This is a genomic window from Flavobacterium sp. S87F.05.LMB.W.Kidney.N, from assembly GCF_004366435.1.
Lineage (GTDB): Bacteria > Bacteroidota > Bacteroidia > Flavobacteriales > Flavobacteriaceae > Flavobacterium.
The window spans coordinates 637,530-660,962 of record NZ_SODX01000003.1 but is presented as its reverse complement, the minus strand read 5'-3'; the positions used below and the strand labels follow the sequence as shown (position 1 = coordinate 660,962).

The 23,433-nt window shown below is 33.8% G+C and carries 9 protein-coding genes; all 9 read left to right on the top strand.

Annotated features, from left to right (window positions below):
- Positions 1-23: 23 nt before the first annotated feature.
- Positions 24-2,060: a S41 family peptidase gene (locus tag EDB96_RS12055; RefSeq protein ID WP_134141018.1), complete on the top strand. Its 2,037-nt coding sequence runs from the start codon at positions 24-26 to the stop codon at positions 2,058-2,060.
- Positions 2,061-2,857: 797 nt separating this feature from the next.
- On the top strand, positions 2,858-3,571 hold the full coding sequence (locus EDB96_RS12050; RefSeq protein ID WP_012024626.1) for a YebC/PmpR family DNA-binding transcriptional regulator: 714 nt from the start codon (positions 2,858-2,860) through the stop codon (positions 3,569-3,571).
- A 291-nt stretch (positions 3,572-3,862) separates the two neighbouring features.
- A complete protein-coding gene (locus EDB96_RS12045; protein ID WP_134141016.1) occupies positions 3,863-8,587 on the top strand; it encodes a hypothetical protein in 4,725 nt (1,574 codons plus the stop codon).
- 2 nt (positions 8,588-8,589) lie between these two features.
- Complete coding sequence (locus EDB96_RS12040; protein WP_134141014.1) at positions 8,590-10,665, top strand: hypothetical protein; 2,076 nt, start codon at positions 8,590-8,592, stop codon at positions 10,663-10,665.
- Positions 10,666-10,826: 161 nt separating this feature from the next.
- A complete protein-coding gene (locus tag EDB96_RS12035; protein ID WP_166669297.1) occupies positions 10,827-12,017 on the top strand; it encodes a SprB repeat-containing protein in 1,191 nt (396 codons plus the stop codon).
- A gap of 83 nt (positions 12,018-12,100) precedes the next feature.
- Entirely contained in the window at positions 12,101-13,264 is a 1,164-nt protein-coding gene (locus tag EDB96_RS12030; RefSeq protein ID WP_134141009.1) for a hypothetical protein, read from the top strand.
- A gap of 1 nt (position 13,265) precedes the next feature.
- Positions 13,266-14,516 (top strand): hypothetical protein, encoded by a 1,251-nt coding sequence (locus tag EDB96_RS12025; protein ID WP_134141007.1) that lies wholly within the window; start codon positions 13,266-13,268, stop codon positions 14,514-14,516.
- Positions 14,513-20,887 carry a T9SS type A sorting domain-containing protein gene (locus EDB96_RS12020; protein WP_134141005.1) on the top strand — a complete coding sequence of 2,125 codons (6,375 nt, stop codon included), beginning with the start codon at positions 14,513-14,515 and terminating at the stop codon, positions 20,885-20,887. Before EDB96_RS12025 ends, EDB96_RS12020 begins: the two co-directional genes overlap by 4 nt.
- A gap of 93 nt (positions 20,888-20,980) precedes the next feature.
- Positions 20,981-23,428 carry a hypothetical protein gene (locus EDB96_RS12015; protein ID WP_134141003.1) on the top strand — a complete coding sequence of 816 codons (2,448 nt, stop codon included), beginning with the start codon at positions 20,981-20,983 and terminating at the stop codon, positions 23,426-23,428.
- Positions 23,429-23,433 lie beyond the last annotated feature (5 nt).

The window sequence follows — 23,433 nt, the reverse complement described above, 5'->3', positions numbered from 1 at the left end:
ATCTGAACGATGAATTCCCATTTATGAAAAAAATTTCACTACTCCTTTTTTTGCTGACATCAACTGGATTTTTTGGTCAGAACAGCGCAGAAACTTGTGAAATATTAAACAAAATAAATGCGCTTATTCAAGCTGAACATCTTAGACCTAAGCCTGTTGATGATAGTTTATCTGTGTTCGTTTTTGACAACCTCATTAACGAGCTGGATCCTTCTCGTAATATCTTTTTTAAAAGTGAATACGACGAAATGGCTGCCAAATACAGATACAATTTAGATGATCTAATTCTAAAAAATGACTGCAGTTTTCTTACTGATATAAAAGCTAAATATGTAAATGGCCTTGTTCGAACTAAAAAAGTATTAGAAAAGATTCAGACTACACCAATAGATTACGCTAAAAAAGATACGATTCGTTTTTACAAAAAGTCTTTTGCTTTTTATTTAAAGAAAGAAGATATAGAAAAGGTCTGGAACAAAAAACTACGCTATCAAATATTAGATGATATTGCCGAAACCAGCAATAATCTAGATTCTATAAAAGCCAATTTTAAGTCAATTGAATTGGTGTCAAAAAATAAGATCCTTACCAATGAAATCTGCCGTTTTAACACTCTACTAGACACTAATACAAAGCAGGAAGAGAAATTATATAATTTCTTCTGCACTTATTTTGATCCGCATACGGCTTACTTTAGTGATGATTCGAAAACGAGTTTTGTAGCTTCTTTATCTAAGGAACATTTATCTCTCGGAATGACTGTTAATTTGAATGAAAAAAATGAAATTATTATTGATGAGGTAGATCCAAATGGGCCAGCCTATCAAACGGGACAGGTTAAAAAAGGGGATCAGATTATTTCTATTTCAAATCAAAAAGAAACTCTGCAGGTTTCGTGTGCCTCGTTAGAATCTATTTCAACCATGATTTTGTCTGAAAATAATAGACATATTACACTTACTTTAAAACGCAATTCGGGCAAAAGTTTTGATGTTTATATTGAGAAACAAGTCATGAAAGACGAGGAAAACTCTGTCTTTAGTTTTATAATCGGTAAAGACAGTAAAATTGGTTATATTAAAATTCCGAGTTTTTATGCTGATTTGGATGGGAACAGCCGAAAAGGCTGCGCTGATGATGTGGCAAGAGAAGTTGTAAAACTCGAAAGAGATGGGATAAAAGGACTTGTTATTGATCTAATTGACAACGGCGGCGGCTCGATGGAAGAGGCTATAAAATTGGCTGGTATGTTCGTGGATTACGGTCCGCTTTCGGTTGTAATTGATAATAAAAAAGAAAAAACGGTAATTACAGATCCTTTCAAAGGTGTTATCTACAGAGGACCAATTGTGGTTTTGGTAAACAGCAACACGGCTTCTGCAAGTGAATTTTTCTCTTCTATTATGCAAGATTACAATCGTGCATTATTATTAGGAAGCAGTACATTAGGAAAAGCGACAATGCAGACGATTCTTTCGCTTGACGAGGAAAAAAATACTGATTTCTTAAAAATTACTATTAATAAATTTTACAGAATTACCGGAAGAAGTCATCAATATATTGGTGTAAAACCAGATGTTGTACTGCCGGAATTTTACGAAGATATTTATCAGAAAGAAAGTGATTTTCCGACTGCGATCAAAAATGACAGCATTGAGCCTTTTTTGAAATACAAAACCTATGTAAAACGAAACTTAATTGATAAAATCGCTAAAAATAGTTCTGCTAGGCTTGCTGATAACTATTTCTTTAACAACATAAAGAAGATTAACCTTAAAATTGACAAACTTGTAAATACTCCAAAAGCAGAAATCCCGATGACTTTGGATGCGGTTTTTAAACAAAAAAAGACTTTTGATGCTCTTTGGAATGAGATCAATACTTTTAATGATGAAAATAATCCGCTGGATGTTTATAATTCCAGTATTAATCAGCTTTTACTAGGTGCTTATCCAACGGATAAAACCATAAATCAAGATCAGATGGACAATCTTAAGACTAATCCTTATCTGAACGAAGCGGTAAATATTATTAATGAATTTAATGGCGGGAGTAAGTAGTTTTTGTTTCAGGTTTCAGGTTTTAGGTTTAACCGCTAAAGAATCTTTTTTTTAACCGCAGAGTCCACAAAGATTTACGCAAAGTCCACAAAGAATTTTTTAAGTTAATTTATAAAATAAAAGAGTTCGCAAAGCTATGGGGACAAAGCTTTGCGAACTTTGTGTTTATAAACATAACTTTAAAGAAAAAATCTTTGCGAACTTTGTGGTTAAATTCAACACAATTCAGTTTTAACCGCTACGGAATATTTTTTTTAACCGCAAAGTTCGCAAAGATTTACGCAAAGTACACAAAGAAATTTTTAAGTTAATTTTATAAAATAAAAAAAGTTCGCAATGCTATATGTATAAAGCTTTGCGAACTTTGTGTTTATAAACATAACTTTAAAGAAAAAAACTTTGCGAACTTTGCGGTTAAATTCAACGCAACGCAATTCTGTTTTTTGATTTTACATCACAAAATTCAGTTTTAACCGCTACGGAATATTTTTTTAACCGCAGAGTCCGCAAAGATTTACGCAAAGTACACAAAGAAATTTTTAAGTTAATTTTATAAAATAAAAAAAGTTCGCAAAGCTATGGCTATAAAGCTTTGCGAACTTTATTTTTATAAACATAACTTTTGAGAAAAAAAACTTTGCGAACTTTGCGGTTAAATTCAACACAAAACATAGGACTTGGAACCTGAAACCTGAAACTTGAAACATCAACCAAAACATTCAATAAAAAAGAGTTGTTTTGTTTTTGGAAAAATAAGGAATAACCGTATTTTTGCATCTCAAAACTAAAAATTAGAAATGGGAAGAGCATTCGAATTTAGAAAAGGAAGAAAAATGAAACGTTGGTCTGCAATGGCCAAAACATTTACCAGAATTGGTAAAGATATCGTAATGGCTGTTAAAGAAGGCGGTCCGAATCCAGACGCCAATTCTAGATTAAGAGCTGTTATACAAAACGCGAAAGCTGCCAACATGCCTAAAGACAATGTGGAGCGCGCGATTAAAAATGCAAGTAATAAAGATACTGCCAACTATAAAGAAATTTTGTTTGAAGGATATGCTCCTCACGGAATTGCAATTTTAATTGAAACTGCATCTGACAACAATAATAGAACTGTAGCAAACATTAGAAGTTATTTTAATAAATGTAACGGAACTATGGGAACTCAAGGTTCTGTTGAGTTTATGTTTGACCACACTTGCAACTTTAGAATTGCAAAAGATGGTATCGACGCTGAGGAATTAGAATTAGAATTGATTGATTTTGGTGCCGAAGAAGTTTTTGAAGATGAAGACGGAATCTTAATCTATGCGCCTTTTGGTAGTTTTGGAGCGTTACAAAAAGAATTAGAAAATAGAGGTCTTGAAATTCTATCTTCTGGTTTTGAACGTATTCCTCAAATAACTAAAGAATTAACTGAAGCTCAAATCGCTGATGTTGAAAAATTAATTGAGAAAATCGAAGAAGATGATGACGTTATGAACGTTTATCATACAATGAAAGAAGAATAATCTTCTACAATACTTGATATTAAAAGGCTCCAGAATTATCTGGAGCTTTTTTTTTACCAGAATGTGGAAAACCGTAAAGATTTGTATTACAAAATGTTTACATTTGGCAAAAATTTAACAGTCTATTACGTTTTAAACCAATTCTATAAATTGTATGGATTAAAAAATTAAAAAACCAAACTGATTCATTTTAAACAAATTAGAGTCCCAATTGCCTGTAAATGCAATTCTTATTTGTTAAAAAGATTTACATATATCCAAAAATAATACCACAACCAAACCTACTAAAAATTGAAAAAAATTACTTCAAAGTTTTCCTCTTTTGTATTAAGTATAGTTTTATTTCTCGTAAGTTTTAATAGTTTTTCTCATACTTATCTTGATACAATAAGTAATAAAAGAAAACCTGTACCTGCAAAAAGCATTATTTTAAATAATGCTGCCAAACAATCAAGTAGTTCTTCCAAATATGAGTTGAATACTGAAAGTGAATTCACCAATTCATATATTCAAAAAAACTATCCAATTGGCGATCCTACAAACGGATTTTTAGATAAGGCTAAGGAAGTTTTTAAGGAAATTGATAAAACCGAAAACGTTACCGATTTTTTAGAGCCTAAAAACTTAGCGCAGCTTCCGCTGGGTATTAAAAAAACTATTGGAGGAATTCAATATTCTTTAGGTATCAGTAATGCAAAATTTACTCCTCAATATACCGAATTAACTGCATTTGTAAAAATTATACTTCCGCAGACTGATTCTTTAGGAAACAGAAAGGAACTTTTTTTTGGGGCAAATAACATTAAACTTTCTCACAAAGGAGGTCTAGTTGGCGACACCAATCTTGTTTTACTAGGTGATGTGCCTATTAAAATGTTTGGAGACAAAACGCTATTAGTACTAAAAGGCGGCATGGAAATGGCCACTGGAGAGGTTAAAAACAAAACCTATGTAACCATTGATTGTAATGGTTTTAAAGAATTAGGTGTTGAGGCAGATGTCATTTTCTCCAGAACAATGCTTGAGCCTGTTGATGCTACTTACAACGTCATTCCCGGCACCAGTCAAGTCAAGTCCAGTTTTAAAGCTGTTGTTGGTAACTGGAATGATATTTTAATAGATATCAATATACCTACTTTTCAACTCACTAAACATCCTGGTTATTGTTTTGAATTAAACAATGCTGTTATTGACATGAGTGACTTACGAAACTCATCTAATGTCATATGGCCAAAAGACTATGAAAAGGATTATTTAGTTCCTGGCAATGAAAAATTATGGAGAGGATTTTTTGTCCAATCTCTTAAGTTAGTTCTGCCTTCTCAATTTAAAAAGAAAGGTACTAACGAACGAATTACTTTCAAGGCAACCAATTTGTTAATTGACAGAATGGGAGTTTCTGGAACTTTTTCTGGAGAAAATATCTTAAATATTGGAGAAGGAAATGCTTCTGGATGGCAGTTTTCTGTAGATCGTATTGAATTAGGTTTTAGAGCCAATTCTCTTGTTGCTGCAGGGTTTAGCGGAGGAATTGTTTTACCAGTTTCTTCTGGACAATGCACAGCAGAAGGAAGAGGTGAACTTGGCTATACTGCAGTTTTTAATACTATTGATAATGAATATCTTTTAAAAGCTGAGATCAAAAATGATATCTGTTTTCAAGTATTTAAAGGAAATGCCTCTTTAGAAAAAAACTCTTATGTTGAGCTAAAAGTCAAAGAAGGCAAATTTTTACCAAAGGCTGTTTTATACGGAACTTTATCACTTAACGCCAGTAACAAACCTGCTACAGCCGTTGATGCAATAGATGGTGAAAAATATGTAACTGTTTATGACGACAAAGGGAATGTTATTGTTCCAACAAAGAAAGAGACAGTTGCTTTTAAAGGTATTATTTTTCAAAATTTAACTTTACAAACAGTGGTTCCTTACATAACAGCCGACTATTTTGGATATAAAAATAATCCGGAAAAAGACGCATCAGTTAGTAATTTCCCTGTAACAATTAATGAAATTGCCTTAACCGCAGATACGCAATCTGCCAGTTTAAAAGTCGATTTAGCCATTAATTTAATGAAGGACCAATTTAATGGAGAAACCAAATTCTATGTAATTGGAAAATTTGCTCCAGAAGAAGGAATTCAAAAGTGGAAATTCGACCGTCTTAAATTTGAAGAAATAAAAGTCGCCGCCGATCTTGGAGGTGTTAAATTTAAAGGAAGTATTACCATATTAGACAATGATCCTATTTATGGGGACGGCTTTAAAGGAATGCTGGGAGCTGATTTTACAGGCGGTATTTCTGTTGAAGCAAATGCTATTTTTGGTTCTAAAAGCTTTAGATATTGGTATGTTGATGCAATGGTCGACAACCTAAATATTCCTGCTGGCGCCATTACCTTTAAAGGTTTTGGCGGAGGTGCTTACTACAAAATGAAAAAGGACGGATTCAGCAGCAGTTTTGTTGCTTCTGGATCTAATTATGTTCCTGATGAAGATTCTGGCCTTGGTGTTAAAGCCATGCTTAAGTTTGCCGGAACCGCAACTGCCGATGCTTTTTGGGGTGGTGCTGGATTTGAAATCGCTTTCAACACTCACGGTGGTATTAACCGAATCAGTATTTATGGAGAAGGCCACGTAATGCAGACTTTTGAAATACCTGGAGTTGACGAACTTAAAGATGCTTTAAAAGCAGTAACTGAAAACGAGTCATTAATGTCTAAAGTTGCATTGGAAGCTCTAAAAACTTCAAATCTATCAAAAGCAGCAGAAGATTTATACCCTACTGATGTTAAACAGCGAATGGGAATTAATGCCTTTGCTGCAATCGAATATGATTTTAGATCCAAAACATTACACGGAACATTTGATTTATACATAGATACTCCTGGAGGCTTTATTAAAGGTCGTGCTTCTGGAAACCGAGCCGGCTGGGCTGTACTGCATTTTGCGCCAGATAAATGGTATATCAGAATGGGTACACCAACAGACCGATTGGGGATAAAATTAGCCATAGCTTCTCTTGAGGTTGAAGCTGGAGGATATTTCATGATTGGTGATGATATTCCTGGCAGTCCTCCTCCACCCGCTATTGTTGCTCAAATTCTTGGAGTCAGCGCAGATTCTCTTGATTATATGCGAGATGAAAACAGTGTAGCTTCTGGTAAAGGTTTTGCTTTTGGTTCTGATTTTAGTTTAAAAACTGGAGACATCACTTTCTTAATCTTTTATGCAAACTTCCAATGTGGTTTTGGATTTGATATCATGGTAAAAGATTATGGCGAAGCACAATGTAAGGGTTCTGGACAAATTGGTTTAAATGGCTGGTATGCTAATGGGCAGTCTTATGCTTATCTGCAGGGTGAGCTCGGAATCAAGATTAAATTATTCATGATTAAAAAGAAAATATCCATTATAAAAGGAGGTGGAGCCGTTCTATTGCAGGCCAAATTACCTAACCCCGTCTGGATTCGAGGTTATTTAGCAGGAAATTTTAGTTTATTAGGAGGAGCCGTTAAAGGAAGTTTCAGATTTAAACTAGAGTTTGGAAAACAATGTGAATTTGTTAATGATGCTCCATTAGGCGGTCTAAAAACAATTGCAGATATCACTCCTGCCGAAGGTGCAAAAGATGTCAGCGTATTTGCTGTGCCACAGGTTGGATTTAATATGCCTATTGAAAAAAGTTTCACATTGGAAGAAGATTCTGGTGTAAAAACATATAAACTGAAATTAGAAGAATACAGTATTAAAAAAGATGGTGTTGCCATTGTTGGAGACATAACATGGAATCCAACAAAAGATTTGTTAAGTTTTACGCCTTCTGAAGTATTGCCTCAAAATTCAAACCTTACCTCTACAGTAAAAATAAGTTTTCAAGAATATGTAAATGGAACTTGGAAAACGGTTTATGATGATGGACAAATAGCTACTGAAACTGAAGTTAGAAATTTCACTACAGGACTTGCTCCAAACTATATTCCGTTGACGAATATTGCTTATTGTTATCCGGTAATGGATCAGAAATATGTTTATCAAAACGAATCGAAACAGGCTTATGTTGTTTTAAAACAAGGTCAGACTTATTTGTTTGAATTAAAAGATGGACAATCGCAAAAAGCATTTTATAAAACGGGAACAAACTCAAATACTGGAGCAATTACATACAATACAGCGCTTAAGAAAGTGAGTATAGATTTACCTGTTTTACAGACATCTAAGCCGTATAATATTTCATTAATGACACTTGAAACAAAAACTGATGCAAACAGTAATTTAAAAGAAAGTTATACGACACAGGATTTAGGTGAAGACGCCAGTCTTACTGTAAAAGACAACAAACTGGGAGAAGTTGTTACCGGCGGACAAGGTGTAGAATTATTACAATATAATTTCAATACAAGTCAGTACAACAGTTTCTCAGAAAAAATGGCTGCTAAAAAACCTAAACAAACGTTGACAGAAATTATTTATTCTGATGTTCATGCTTTACAATCATTAAACAGCTCTACTGAGCCTTTTGATGAAATCGAAATTATTGGTAATGCTAAAACGATGAATGTTCCTTTGATAAATGTTGAAGCAATATTAGATGACAGTTATTACAAAAATGAGATTTTCCCATTAGTATATCAAGGATATCCATTAGAGACAGATTTACAATTTGATAGAAGTACGACAGCTCTTGGAGTTCCGCCTACAAAAGGTGTAGAAACATTGGCATGGTATCAAGATTATATCATTAATAATCCGACAAGTTATATGCTAAAAGAGTATCTGCCTTATCGATATAATCTGCCATTTTACTATAAAACAGATTTTGTCAATTTAAGATATAAAGTAGTAAATAAGTACTTAAACAGTTTAAACCAGCAAATGATTTCGAAGTATGATTATATCATAAATGGTAAGTTCCCGTACATCAAACAGGGTCAATATAACATAAAACTGAATTACACTCTTCCAGGAGGACAATTAGGAAGCAGTTCTATATTCACATTCAATAAATCAATTTAATAATGAAGTTCAAATTTTTCTTTATCCTTTTTTTAATTTTCACTTTTTCTGGAATTGCTCAAAACAATTCTAAGGAAAACAACGACATAGAAAAAAAGAACGAAATCCAAGTAATAGCTAGAGTTCAAAAAGACCGCATTTTATTACGCTGGGCTGTAAATACTCCGATTGCTTGGAAAAAATTAAACACATACGGTTATTTAATAGAACGATTTACAGTTACAAGAGATAATAAAACGCTGGCAAAACCAGAACGTGTTGTTTTAGCACAAGCTTATAAACCTCAACCTGTAGAAACCTGGGAAAAATTAATTGATGAAAATGATAATGCTGCAATTTTAGCACAAGCTATTTATGGAGAAAGTTTCAGTGTAACTGGGACAGACAATTTAGAATCGATAGTAAATCTGTCTGAAGAAGCAGAACAACGTTTTACTTTTGCTTTGTATACAGCTGATAAAGATTTTGAAGTTGCTAAAAAAGCAGGTTTAGGTTTTGAAGATAAAGATGTAAAACAAAACGAAAAATATGCTTACCGAATCTCTTCGAATGTTCCTGAACAAGAATTGAGCATCGTTTATGGTGGTGTATTTGTCAGTTTAAAAGAATATGAGCCATTGCCAAAACCAATGGATCTTAGTGCTCACTTTACAGACAACAGCACTATGTTAAGCTGGAATTTTAAAATCTTAGCCCATGTTTATGGTAGTTATTACATAGAACGTTCAACTGATAAAATCAATTATAAGCGACTTACAGATAAACCGTACACCAGTTTAAGTCAAGAAAACGCAAATAATAACAGAATCTTTTATGTTGATTCTATTGCTAATAATACGTCTTACCATTATCGTATTCAAGGTATTTCTCCGTTTGGGGAATTAGGCCCTTATTCTGATGTAGTTTCTGGTAAAGGAAAAGCTTTATTGAAATATGTCCCACATTTGACGGTAAAAGACTTTAAAGACGATTCGACAGTCACTTTAACTTGGGAATTTCCAGAAGAAGGCAATAATGAAATCTCTGGATTTGAGCTTAATCGTTCCGATTATGACGATGACAAATACACCAAGGTAGTCAAAAACATTCCTGCTAAGGATCGTACTGTAACTTATAATAAACTGCTTGCTACAAATTATTTTACGATAACAGCTGTTGGAAAAAATGGAAACAGCCGTACCTCCTTTCCTATGCTGGTTCAGCCTGTCGATTCAATTCCGCCAGCAAAACCAATTGGTTTAAAAGCAACTATTGATTCCTTAGGAGTTGTAAAAATATCTTGGACTCCAAACAAAGAAAAAGATCTTTTAGGATATCGTATTTATAAAGGAAATACTGCTGAAGAAGAATTTAGTCAGCTGACAGTGAGTCCGCATGAGAAAAATACCTTTGAAGATAAAGTAATTCTTAAAAGTTTAAATAGCAAAGTATATTATAGAATTATCGCTGTCGATTACCGCTATAATATGTCTCCTTTCTCTGAAACATTAATTGTGAAAAAGCCAGATATTATACCTCCTGCTTCGCCTGTTTTTACCAAATATGAAATTAAAGACGGCGCCGTGTTTTTAGAATGGGCAAACAGCCAAAGTGAGGATGTAAAATCTCATCAGCTTTATAGAAAAGAAAATGATCAGGAAAAATGGGAATTAATATGGAGCGGTATTGATAAATCTGAGTCTTATCAAGATAAAAAAACGATTGAAGGTGCAACTTACAGATATGCCATTTTTGCTAAAGATGAAAGCGGATTAGTTTCGATTCCTTCACCAGAAGTTGCATTCTTTGTTCCAAAATATACTGTAAAACCAGCTGTAAAAGGTTTCTACGCACAAGCCAATACTAATACAAAAAGTATCGACTTATCTTGGAACTATGATGAAACCGGTATAGAAAGCTTTGAAATTTATAAAGCAACCAATGCAGAACCAATGCAGTTGATTCAAATGGTAAAGCCTGAAACTAGAAAGTTATCTGATCCAACGCTTACGATTAATACCACTTATAAATACGGAATACGAGCCCTTTTTAAAGATGGAAGAATGTCTAAAATGGATTTTTACACCGTTAAATTTTAATTAAGAAAAAAATAGAAAGCCCTCAAACCCAAAAAAGATTAATACCTGCAATGAACATTTTAAATAAATATAAGATACCACTATTACTACTCCTAATTTTTTTCTCAAAAAGTTACGGTCAGAATTATAAGTATAAGGTAAAATGGGATTTCAAGAGATTAATGGGTACAAGCGAATTATTTTTCTATTTAAATACTGGTGATTCATATCCTTACAATGGAAATTATGCAAATGCAGCTACTACTTCTTGGGGAACTTTTTCATATATTCTAAGTAATAATAGTGTAACAACATTAGATGGTGTTGTCGTTTCTAACACTCCTCTGCGTCTGACCCAAGCTCTTAAAGAACCTTCAGGCAGTTTTACTCAAAGAAGTGGTATTTATGTTACTGGCCCTGAATCTGGATATTGGCAAAATACCTTTGGTTCTCCATTAGGCAGTAATATGGTAACTAATAATACTCCTTTTGAGTTTTACTATTTATACCCATTAGTACAGTTAAATAATTATAATGCCTCACAAACAGAATTACAAGCTTGTAAACCTTTTCCTTTTAAGGCTGGAACTGTTGGTGAAGGTGGAAACATGACATTTGCTGTGGAATATTTTCATAGCACCAGTGGGAGTTGGAAAGAATTATTGCCTTATGAAAGAAGAAATGCAGATGTAATACCAATTTTATTGTCACAGATTCCAAACTTACAATTAGATCAGAACTTCCAACTGAGAGTTCGATATTCTAGAACAGGCGCATTTGCAAATGATTATTCAGATATTCTAACCTACAAATTTATTCCTTGTCCTCCAGCTATGATTGGTGAACCAATTCCAGAATCTCCTTTATGCTATAATAGTGATAATGGAAAAATTATCATGTACTTTGATAATGATTTAGCAAACACAGAATATTTTTTACTAACTCTGACTCCCCTAGTTAATAATGTAGAATTGTCTCCGTACAATACAACTGTAGTAAAAAGTGAATTTATAAATCGTACGATCGTTTGGGAAAATTTAAGGGCTGGTACTTATAAATTGAAATATCAAACTTTTAAAACCGGTAATCCTACTCCATCCAGCATAGTTGAAAAAAATAATATAGTCATAACAGACAAGTTACCACTTAGCTTTCAAGTTGTAAAAACTGATGCGCAATGTAATAATCAAAATGGAATAATTAGAATTGAAGCAACTGGAGGAACAGCTCCGTATTATTACACAATAAATTCAGGATCTGAAGTACAATTCACATCTGCAACAAACAATATAAATATTTCAGGAGGCACATATAATATTAAAGTTAGAGATACCAATAATTGTATTGATTTAAATGCTGATGACAGTTTATAAATGATACTTCGTTTATAAAAATCGAAAAATAATTTATTAAACAAATTACTCTTAGACACAAACGAAACTAAACGAATAAAAAGATGAAAACAAAATTACTCTCTGTATTATTTCTCTTTTTTGGATTAATACACTTTACAAATGCACAAACCAAATATGGTATGCTGGTAAAAACAACATTAGATCCATTTCAAGGCTGGAATGGGAGTCATGCTGGAAATTTACGAATTTCAATAGGTTCACAATCCATTAGTAAAGGTAGTAATACCACTGATGATGTTGTAGTAGCATACAAATTCTTGTATATAACAGATAATCCAACTCAAATTGTTTGTTCAAGCAGTACCGCTGGGAATAAAGACGGGAGTGATTGTAATTTAGACAGAAACATCCCTTACAATAAAGATACTTTTGATTCTGGTTACTTTGGAGGATGTATTGGAGATGCAGAAATGATGGGAATTTATCTGCCGCAGCCGGTAAACACAAATGTTTGTAAAAATGATGTAATCTCGTTAACGCGAGGCTGGAATTGGCAATATAGCTACGATGCTGTTAATTGGACTAATTTTGCTAGTTCATATCAGGCAAAGCGTGCAATTTCTTTTACTATGGCTGCCTTGGGAGGTTCTGACGGAAAAACTAAATTTTATGTAAGAGCTGGATACGATACAACTTTTACAGATTATATTATTTACGATATTATTCCTTGCCCTCCAGGTTTAGTAGGTGCTCCTTTAGTTAGCAGCACAACTTGTGTAAACAATAATGATGGGAAAGTAGTTTTTACTTATGACAGAGATTTAGTAAGTAATGAACGTTTTGAATTTAGCTTTTATAAAAAACCTGATAATATACTTATTGCAACTCCAGCTTTAACTATTGATAGTGTAAATAGAAAATTAAATTTTTCTGGTTTGGCCGCAGGAGACTATTCTATAAAATATCAAACCTTTATAGGAGCTCAGCCAACGAGTACAAACCCAACACCTGATCCAGCATTTACTATACCTGCTGCGACTCCTTTTTATTTTCAAATTACTGAATTACAACCTCAGTGTAATAATCAACAAGGAAAAATAAAATTAACCGCCTCAGGAGGAATAGCTCCATATTATTATAAAATAGATTCAAATGCTGAGGTTCAGTTTACATCTCCAACTAATGAAATAGATGTTACTTACGGTGAACATTCTATTAAAGTAAGAGATACAAATTCTTGCATAGATTTAACAGCAGATCAATAATATGGAGAAACTTTACTTTACATTTTTTATTATTTTGTTTGCAGTAGGTAAAGTCTGTTCGCAGACTTATATAATGAATACCAATACTGGAGGTGCTGGTAGCTATAGAACATCATATTTTCCAAACGGACAATATTTTTATCAATATTGGATTAAAAGAGCTGATGGAAATTTACTCATACCTATAAAAGAAGCTGATGGATATTTAATTTTTGATCAAAAACCTACTTCTTATTTTTTTTCTGCCTATAGGCCAGAATCTTATGGCTGTAGTGGTCCTTGCGGTGAAGAGTGGAATTCAGCACTATCAGCAGATAATTTCAATGTAAATTGTTATTCAGCAACAGGTGGGGCTACTGGTTATGGTCCTGTTGAAATTGTACCTGAATTTAGCATAATAAGCAACCAAGTCCTAGTACAGCCTCCCACAGATAATAGTTTCTGTGACAAAGTAAACTTACAAACTACGGGTTGTACCGGCACGCAGCGTTTTATATGGGAATATAGAATCGAAGGCGGAAATTTTCAACCAACTAATGTGAGTACATCTTTTAATCAAACATTTCAATTTAATAGATTAACATATGTTTCTTCAACTTATATAGGAAACATTGATTTTCGTGTCCTTATTGATTCTGACACTACCATTACTGGAGAAGAAGTTTACTCAAATATTATATCATATTATGTCAATCCGTGTCCTCCTGTTTTAGAGTCAGTTTCTTCAAACAATCAAACATCTTGTGTATATAATTCTGATGGCCAGGTAACATTAAACTTTGACAGAGAACTTCAAAATAATGAACAATATGAAATGGCTCTGAAACATACGGATGGTTCTGGTTTAACTAATAAAATTATAACAAAATCTATGATGGCAGCCAATCCAAAAAGCTATACATGGACAGGACTCGGAATACAATCCTATATTTTAACTTATCAAACAAGATTAACCACTGGAAATGGCACAAGTTTAAGTCAGGCTTTGACTAAAACTTTTACAGTTGGTCCACCAAGTCAATTTAGTTATCAAATAATAACAACTCAACCAGCATGCCACAATCAATCTGGTATAATAAAAATAAGTGCTTCTAATGGAACGGGAACTTATTTTTATTCAATTGACGAGGGTCCAGAAGTGGAGTTCTCATCTATTACGAATGATATTATACTGCCTGATGGCGACCACTATATAACAGTTAGAGATTCAAAAAATTGCATAGATATAAACGCAAACGATCAAAAAATATGAAGAAAATTCTACTCTTTTTTTTACTATTAACGTCCTTACTAACTTATTCTCAAACGGGAATCAGGAAAGTGACTATTGGTAATCCTCCAGCAATTGTTATCGACGGTACACCAAAAGATGCTTCAGGTTTTGAGCAATATAATGGTCGCATCGAAAATTTTGGTATATCTGGCGGAACATTACTAAATAATGCAGATTATATCGTATCATGGAAAAAGGATGGATCAGATTTTACTCCAACTAATTTAAATGCACTTTTGGGCGGAAGCTATGTTGTAACAGTTACAGATTCTAAAAGCTGTTCTACTTCCAGAACTTTTATCGTAGGTCGACCAGATCCACTACAAGTTACTCTTTCTGGCAATACCACTATTGCGTGCTCTGGCGGTACTGGGAGTTTAATTGCGTCTGTCTCAGGTGGGACTGCTGGTTACGTCTATGAGTGGCAGAAAAAAGGAGGAACTGTCCAAAATCCAACTTATACTACCGTATCTGGACAATATACTTATAATCCTTCAGGTCTGTTAACAGGTACCTATAGAGTGGTTATTACAGATAGTGCAACTCCTGCCAATACTGTTACATCAGCTGATATTTTCCTGGGAGAAAATACTAAAATAACAGTAACAAACAAAAACATTGTAGATGTAAAATGTAAAGGAGAATTTACTGGAAGTGTAAATTTATCTATTACAGGAGGAACAGGAAGCTATAATGTAACTTGGTTAGATGGTGCAACTGGCCCTAATAGAAGCGGCTTAAAAACGGGAAATTATGACTTTACTATCACCGATACAAATGTACCAACATGCTCTATATCAGGATCTGCTTTTGTAAATGAACCTAGTACAAAGGTATCAATTAATCCAACAATAATTCAGACACAACCCTCAACTCCTACTGCTTTTGACGGAAAAATCAAAATATCAGGAACTGGAGGAACTCCAGGCTATACTTATGCTTGGTATAAAGGAACCACACAAATTAATCCAGATCCTGACAATGATGGTGAAGCCGTTGGCCTTGACAATGGAACTTACCATGCTGTTGTAACAGATGCTAATGGCTGTCCGATCACAAGTGCAGACATGGTACTAAATGCATTAGCTGTAACAATTGATGCTCATACTGATATTAAATGTTACGATGAATCAACAGGAAGTATAACTGCAAGAGCTTTTGGTGGTCTTGGTTCTGGTTATACTTACAAATGGTATAAAATTAATAATGGTGTTGAGACTAATCTTTCAATAACAACACCTCAAATTAACGCTATTCCTTTTGGTACTTATAGAGTGAGAGTCAATGAAGGACAAACCCCTTCAGCGTTTATTGATTATACTCTTATACAGCCAAATCAGCCATTGCAAGTAACTCATACTAAAGCTGAACCAAGCTGTTATGGGGGAAATAACGGCAGCATAATCCTTACTGTTTCTGGCGGAACCGTGGGAAGCGGGTACACCTATTCTTGGAGCAACGGAAGTACTGCAAAAGATCAAACTAATCTAACTGCGGGAACTTATTCTGTAACTGTAAAAGATGCAAACGATTGCCCTCAAACGATAAGCGGAATTATTATCGGTCAGCCTGATGCTATTACCATTCCAACACCAACAATAACAAACGTTGCTATTTATGGACAAAGTACTGGTGCAATAACGCTTAATCCTATTAGCGGTGGAACTCCAAATAATGGAACTTACACATACAAATGGACATACGATAAAGACAATACATTTTTAAAAAATACACTAAATATTTCTGGCCTTAAAGCTGGAAAATATACTCTGGTGGTTACAGACAAGAATTCTTGTACTGCAACACAAACATTCACTATTGCAGAAAATCCTGAATTGATTGTGACTCTAAACGAATCTAAATCGATTAAATGTTTTGGAAATACGAACGGAGAAATAACAGCTAATGTAAGCGGAGGCGTTTTAAACTATACATACAATTGGTACAAAAACGGCAGCTTAATTGCTGGAACTACCAATATAATTACAAGCTTAGGAGTCGGAAAATACAAACTAATTGTTACTGATAATGTTAATGCTATTAAAGAAACAGCAGAACTCGATCTTAAACAGCCTGACCTGCTAAGTGTTTCATTAACTTCAAAACTACCTGTTCTGTGCTATGGAAATAGTACTGGGACAATAGACATTACGACTGCGGGAGGAACTTTGCCTTATACTTATGTGTGGAAAAAAGATGGTTTAGCAGCTACTTACGCTTCTACTCAAGATTTAACAGGACTTTCATCAGGATCCTATAGTGTTTTAGTGACAGATGACAATGGATGTACAATTCCATTAAATAATATTGAAATAACTCAGCCAGCAGCACCATTAACAATAAACGATGTTCAGGTAAAAGATTTAACTGGATTTGAAACTAAAAACGGAATCATAGAAGTTAATGTAACTGGAGGAACTGCTGCCTACACTTATGAGTGGAGAGTTAAAGGAAATACAACTATTATTGGCTCTGCAAAACTCCTAAATCAATTAGATGCCGGCACTTATGTTCTAACTGTTATTGACCAAAATAATTGTTCAACAAGCAAAGAATATACATTAATACAGCCGCCAAGATTAGATATTACGGGAATTCAAATGACGCCGAATACGCAGGTAAAATGTTATGGCGATAAAACTGCCGAATTAACTGCAACCGTTATTGGAGGTGTTCCTGCTTATATTTATAAATGGTACAACGTGTTAGCCCCAGCCACTATCTTATCAACCACAAAAACGGTTTCTAATTTAGGAGCAGGAAAATATATCGTTGCTGTTACAGATCAAGAAAACAACATCTTGTACGGAATTAACGAATATACAATTACGCAGCCTAATTCGTTGGCTATTACCAACACAAAAACAGAGGTTTCTTGTAATGGCGGAAATGATGGAACAATTAATTTAACCATAACTGGAGGTTCTTCTGATTATAGTATTATATGGAATTACGATTCCGCAAATAATAACGGAAAAACCAATATTACTGGTCTTCCTGCTGGAACTTACACTGTAACGGTATCAGATAAAAATGCTGTCAACTGTTCAATTAGTAAAACTATTGTTATTACAGAACCAACAGATGCATTAGCCATAGCAAGCGAGAATGTTAAAAATGCTTCTGGATTTGGCTTGAGCAACGGAAAAGTCACCGTTCAAATTTCTGGCGGAACTCCTGCTTATTCTTATAAATGGTTTAAAAATAATGTAGAAATCATTGGTCAAACTACAGCTGTTTTAGACAATCAATTAGCTGGATCATACAAATTAGTGGTAACTGATAGTAAAAATTGTTCTATTGAAAAACCTTACACTATTATTGAACCATTAGAACTTAAAGTAAATATCTCAATCGCAAAAACGATTGATTGTTTTGGCGCAACAGGTATTTTAAAAGCAAAAGCTGCTGCAGGAACTGGTGTTCCAAACGCACAAGGATTTTATACTTACAAATGGTATAAAGAAAATGGTACCTTAATCAATACAACTTTAGATGCTGAAGCAGCAACAGGAAACATTGTAACAGGTAAATATTATGTGACTGTTATAGATTCAAACAACAATCAAGTGACTTCTCCTCTATTTGAAATTAAGCAGCCAACTCAAATTATTGTTACAACAGCAAACAAACAAGATGTTACTTGTTATGACGGATTTGATGGAGTCGTAGAAATTAATGTTATCGGAGGAACTCCAGATATCGTTGCGGGAGCCCCTGTATATACTTATTTATGGAGTAACGGAAGCACAGCAAAAAACCAATACAGTTTAAGAAAAGGCACTTATTCTGTTTCGGTTTATGACGGAAATTTATGTGTGGGAACTTTAAGCAATATTATAATTGATCAGCCGCAAGATTTCGGATTTGATTTAGACAAAATTGTACCAACTATTCCAACTGCTGGAAATAGTGACGGTGCACTGCATATCGAAATCGTAGGTGGAGTTGCTCCTTACAGATATGTATGCAAAGACAGCAACGGAACTATTATTAAAGATGTTCCAAATTCGACATTAAAACAAATTGATTTTACAAATCTTGCTTCAAGCATATATACAGTTTCTGCAACAGATGCAACTGGATGTACAAAATCAACAGAATTTGATTTTAACAATAATGTATTAGAAATCAGCATTAGTCAATCGGCAGAAATTACTTGTAACAATGGTCAGAATGCTTCTATAACTGCAGTGGTTAATGGCGGATTTGGTATAAGAACTATTTCTTGGTACAAGAACGGAATAAAAATTCCAAATGAATCTAGTGCACTATTAAACAATCTGGAAATTGGAACTTATTATGCAATTGTAAAAGATTTTAATAAAGTAGAAGTTACTAGTAAATCAATTGTAATTACACAGCCAGATGCTATAGTAGTAACAAATACACAAAAAAATGTGAGCTGTCTAGGTTACAATGATGGTACAATTACTCTTACTGCTGCGGGCGGAAGCAATATATTTCAATACCGTTACAAATCGCAAGATTCTGGATACAGTAATTGGGTAGCTTTTGATAATTTAACAGCAGTAATTCCTAATTTAAAAGCAAACACTTACGACATACAAGTACAAGACAGTAAAGGTTGTAATTACACTTCGATTGTAAATGTTGAAATTACAGAACCTAAACAACTTGTAATAATTCAAAACACAGTTACTCCTGCTACAGGTTTTGGACTTTCTAACGGAAGCATCAGCATTACTGTTCAAGGCGGAACAACTGCTTATAACTATAAATGGTTTACAAGTTCAAATGCTCAAGTAACTGGGACAACCTCAACAGTATCAAATCTAGCAGCAGGTAAATATTATGCAATTGTAACAGATGCTAAAGGATGTTCTGTAACTTCAGAACTTTACGAAATATCACAACCTGCATTATTAGTAGTAAATATTACGCCAGTAAATGCAGTTTTATGTAACGGAGATAAAAATTCAAGTCTTAGAGCAAACGCAGCTGGTGGTCTTGCTGGTTACACATATAAATGGCATGCTGTTCCAGATACAGGAGTTTTAGGAACAAATGTAACTTTAGGAAATCTAGGAATCGGAACGTATTATGTTGAGGTAACCGATACCAAAAACAACGTTTCTAAAAGTGATTCGTTTATCATTAATGAACCTCAAAAACTAGACAATACACTTTCTGCAGATTACACATTGTGTGGTGACGGAAATGATTGGACAATTGCTCAAACTCCAGTTGGCGGAACCAAACCATATAATTATTTATGGAATACTGGAGCAACAACAGAAATTCTAAAAAATGTTGCACCAGGAACTTATTCTGTAACAGTTACCGATTTTAACGGCTGCAGCTTTACTAAATCTATTTCGTTTGTTGCTCCAGCGCATCTTGATGCTTCAGAAACCATCAAAATGCCAACATGTTATTTTGGTTCTGATGCGAAAATTGTCGTAACTCCAATTGCTGGTACTGCTCCATACACTTATTTATGGAATACAGGCGAAAAAACAAATACACTTAGCAATGCATCTGCGGGCGAATATTCGATAGAAATTACAGATTTCAGAGGTTGTAAAATCACAAGAAATTACACTGTTGTTGATCCTCCAAAAGATGTGATTTATCTTGGAGAAGATGTTACGCTCTGCTACAAACAAAGTCTGACAATCAATGCAACAATAGATGATGATAAAGCAACTTATTTGTGGACTTCTGATAAAGGTTTCAAAAGCACGAATGCAATGATTACTGTTTCTGAACCTGCTAATTATACTGTTGTGGTAACAAACAAATTAGGCTGTCAGGCAACAGATACCATTAATATTTCAAGTCAGGAATCTGATATTAGCGCTGAGTTTGCCATGTCTTCTCAAGTATTTGTAAATGAAAAATTCATTATCGTTGATATCAGTAATCCAAAAGCAGATAAAATCGAATGGATATTACCTTCAGAAGCAGTTGTAACTACCAATAACGGAGATTATGCCGAAATGAGTTTTACAAAAGCAGGCGAATACGATATTACTATAAATACAGAAAAAGGAAGATGTACGGCCAATCAAACCAAAACAATTTTGGTTACAGAAGGAGAATATGTTGATCCGGATGAAACAGATTTACAGAAAAAATTCGACTTGAAAATTTATCCAAATCCTTCTAACGGAGTATTTACCGTAGACGTCACATTAGATAAAGTAATGCCGGCAAGCATAAAAGTGTATAACCTAAATAATAATGTAGTAATTGCTTCTAAAAGTGAAAATGGAAAAGATGCATATTCGTTCAATTTTAATTTAAGCGGACTTTCATCAGGGATTTACTTTGTATTGTTTGAATCGCAGCAAGGAACTAAGCTGAGAAAATTAATTATACAATAAGCCCAGTCATTAAAACAAAAAGTCAATTTTTAATAAAATAGTTGGAAATATAAGGTTAGCCCTTCCCTATTTCATTGCCCTGAATTTATCATAATGAATTTAAAAAGAATATTATTTTTTAGCATCGTATTGTGTAATGCCTTAGGATTTGCGCAAAATTTCAATGTTGAAGAATTAGGAAAAGCCAAACTAATAAATGTCTCCGGTGGTGCTTCTGCCAGCGGAGTATTCTATTCTGGAAATGCAGCCAGAGAGCCTTTTACCTATTTCTTAAACGGAAATATTAATGTGAACGTCGCAGGTTTATATAATATACCTTTTTCATTTTCGTATACCAGTCAAAAATTTGGGTACAATAAGCCTGTTCTTATGAATCGCTTAAGTATTCATCCTTCTTATAAATGGATTACAGGGCATATTGGAGATGTGAGCATGACTTTTTCTCCTTATACTTTAGCAGGACATCAGTTCACAGGTTTAGGTGTTGATTTAACGCCGCAGGGAAAATTTAAGATTAGTGCAATGTACGGACGTTTAGTTCGAAGCAGTGAATACGATGTTTTAAACACCGAACTTGTTCCTACGTACAAAAGATTTGGTTACGGATTTAAAACTCAATATTCTTTAGAAAAAATAAATCTTGGACTTACCTTTTTTAAGGCTAAAGACGAGATGAATTCGCTATCAATTCCAATTCCTTATGAATTAGGTGTTTCTCCAAAAGAAAATGCGGCAATTAGTTTTGAAACTTCTTTTAAACTATTCAAAAAATTACAAGTTTTAACGGAATTTGCGAATAGCAGTATTACCGAAGATACAAGAGTACTCGATAATAGAAAAGCCGAAAATGTTGCTTCTATATTTTTAAACTCTAACTCAACAACAGCGAGTTATAAAGCCTTAAAAGGACAGTTAGTTTATCCTGCCGGCAAAGGAACTTTAGGCTTAGGCTACGAACGCATTGATCCAAACTACAGAACATTAGGAGGTTATTATTTTAATAATGACTTAGAAAATGTTACCGTAAATGCTTCTCAGACTTTATACAAAGATAAATTGAGTTTAAACCTGAATTTAGGTTTACAAAAAGACAATTTGGACAAACAGAAACAAAGTCAGATGAAAAGACTGGTTTCGTCTATCAGCGCCGATTTTAGAGCCAACCAAAAATTAAACTTCAACCTTAATTACTCTAATTTTCAATCGTATACCAACAGCCGAAATCAATTTGATTACATCAATCAAACCTCAGAATATGAATTTTTAGACACCTTAAATTTTAGACAAGTCAATCAAAACGCAGCCCTTACAATTAATTACCTTCTTAAAAATGATAAAAAGCAAAAACAAGCTTTCAATGCGACATTCAGCATGCAAGATGCAGTAAACCAGCAAGAAGGAAAAACAATTGCAGGCGGTGCAAGTACTTATTACAATACAGGTCTTTCATACATTATTGGTTACCCCAAAAAAGACCTAAATCTAACCGCTTCTTTTAACAGTACTATTGGAAAACTTGATGCTGGTGATAATTTAATTTTAGGACCAACAATTGGAGCTACTAAATTATTTTATGACAAAAAACTAAACACCTCGTTTTCTACTAGTTACAACACCAGTTTTAATGATGGTGAAAAAGTAAATGACGTTTTTAATATCCGCTTAAATGGATCTTATATCTATCTGCAAAAGCATAATTTCGGATTGAACTGCATAACACTTTTTAGCAGCTCTCAAACTGTAAGAAATAATGATATAACAGCAACTTTATCATACACGTATTCTTTTGATAAAATAAAACTTCGTCCAAAAAGAGTAGAAGAAAAACCAGCAATTACAGCAAATGAAATACCAGATAATATTCTCAAAATTTCATCCAAAGATGTTGTTTTGGAAGGAACAAAAAGTGAAATTATCACAAAACTGGAACAGCTTCAAAATGATTTAAAACCAGTTCCTGAATCAGAATCAGAAAAACTGAATCAGCTTCTTAATGTTGTTCGAATGACATTAGACGACAAAGAATTCAAAGAAAAAGTATTGGATTATCTAGATGCCTATAATTTAGACAAAGAAACCGCTGCTCAATATAACGCTATACTTTTTGATATTGTGCAGCAATTAAATCGCGAAATAACAGCAAAAGATCAAAATATCGAACAGGTTTATGTGGCCGCAATTGGCCGTGTCAATACAGATAAAATGCACGGAGTTAACAGCGAAGATGCAAAAGATAAAGCCGCTTACAACAGATATTTAAAATTAGTAGAAAGAAGTAAAAAAAGTGAAGAACAGCTAATCCATCATAGATGGATGATGAAAGAGTTTGCGCTTCTTGCTAAGTTACCTCAGAGCGAACTGCAGAATAACGAATCATTCGCTGCTTTCAGTAAACAGGAAGTCAATACATTTTTTGATTTAAATAATGACAAAAAACCTGCTGCAGAAATCAGTAAAGAATTAGAAGAAAAAATGATTCCATTTTACCATCAATTGGCGGTAGAAAAAGCAGTAAACGATTCAATCGAATTAAAACATTAAAAGAA

Excerpts from the sequence above, each read along its gene's own strand:
- EDB96_RS12055 (WP_134141018.1), top strand. The coding sequence starts at position 24 with ATGAAAAAAATTTCACTACTCCTTTTTTTGCTGACATCAACTGGATTT.
- EDB96_RS12050 (WP_012024626.1), top strand. The coding sequence starts at position 2,858 with ATGGGAAGAGCATTCGAATTTAGAAAAGGAAGAAAAATGAAACGTTGG.
- EDB96_RS12040 (WP_134141014.1), top strand. The coding sequence starts at position 8,590 with ATGAAGTTCAAATTTTTCTTTATCCTTTTTTTAATTTTCACTTTTTCT.
- EDB96_RS12035 (WP_166669297.1), top strand. The coding sequence starts at position 10,827 with ATGGGTACAAGCGAATTATTTTTCTATTTAAATACTGGTGATTCATAT.
- EDB96_RS12030 (WP_134141009.1), top strand. The coding sequence starts at position 12,101 with ATGAAAACAAAATTACTCTCTGTATTATTTCTCTTTTTTGGATTAATA.
- EDB96_RS12025 (WP_134141007.1), top strand. The coding sequence starts at position 13,266 with ATGGAGAAACTTTACTTTACATTTTTTATTATTTTGTTTGCAGTAGGT.
- EDB96_RS12020 (WP_134141005.1), top strand. The coding sequence starts at position 14,513 with ATGAAGAAAATTCTACTCTTTTTTTTACTATTAACGTCCTTACTAACT.
- EDB96_RS12015 (WP_134141003.1), top strand. The coding sequence starts at position 20,981 with ATGAATTTAAAAAGAATATTATTTTTTAGCATCGTATTGTGTAATGCC.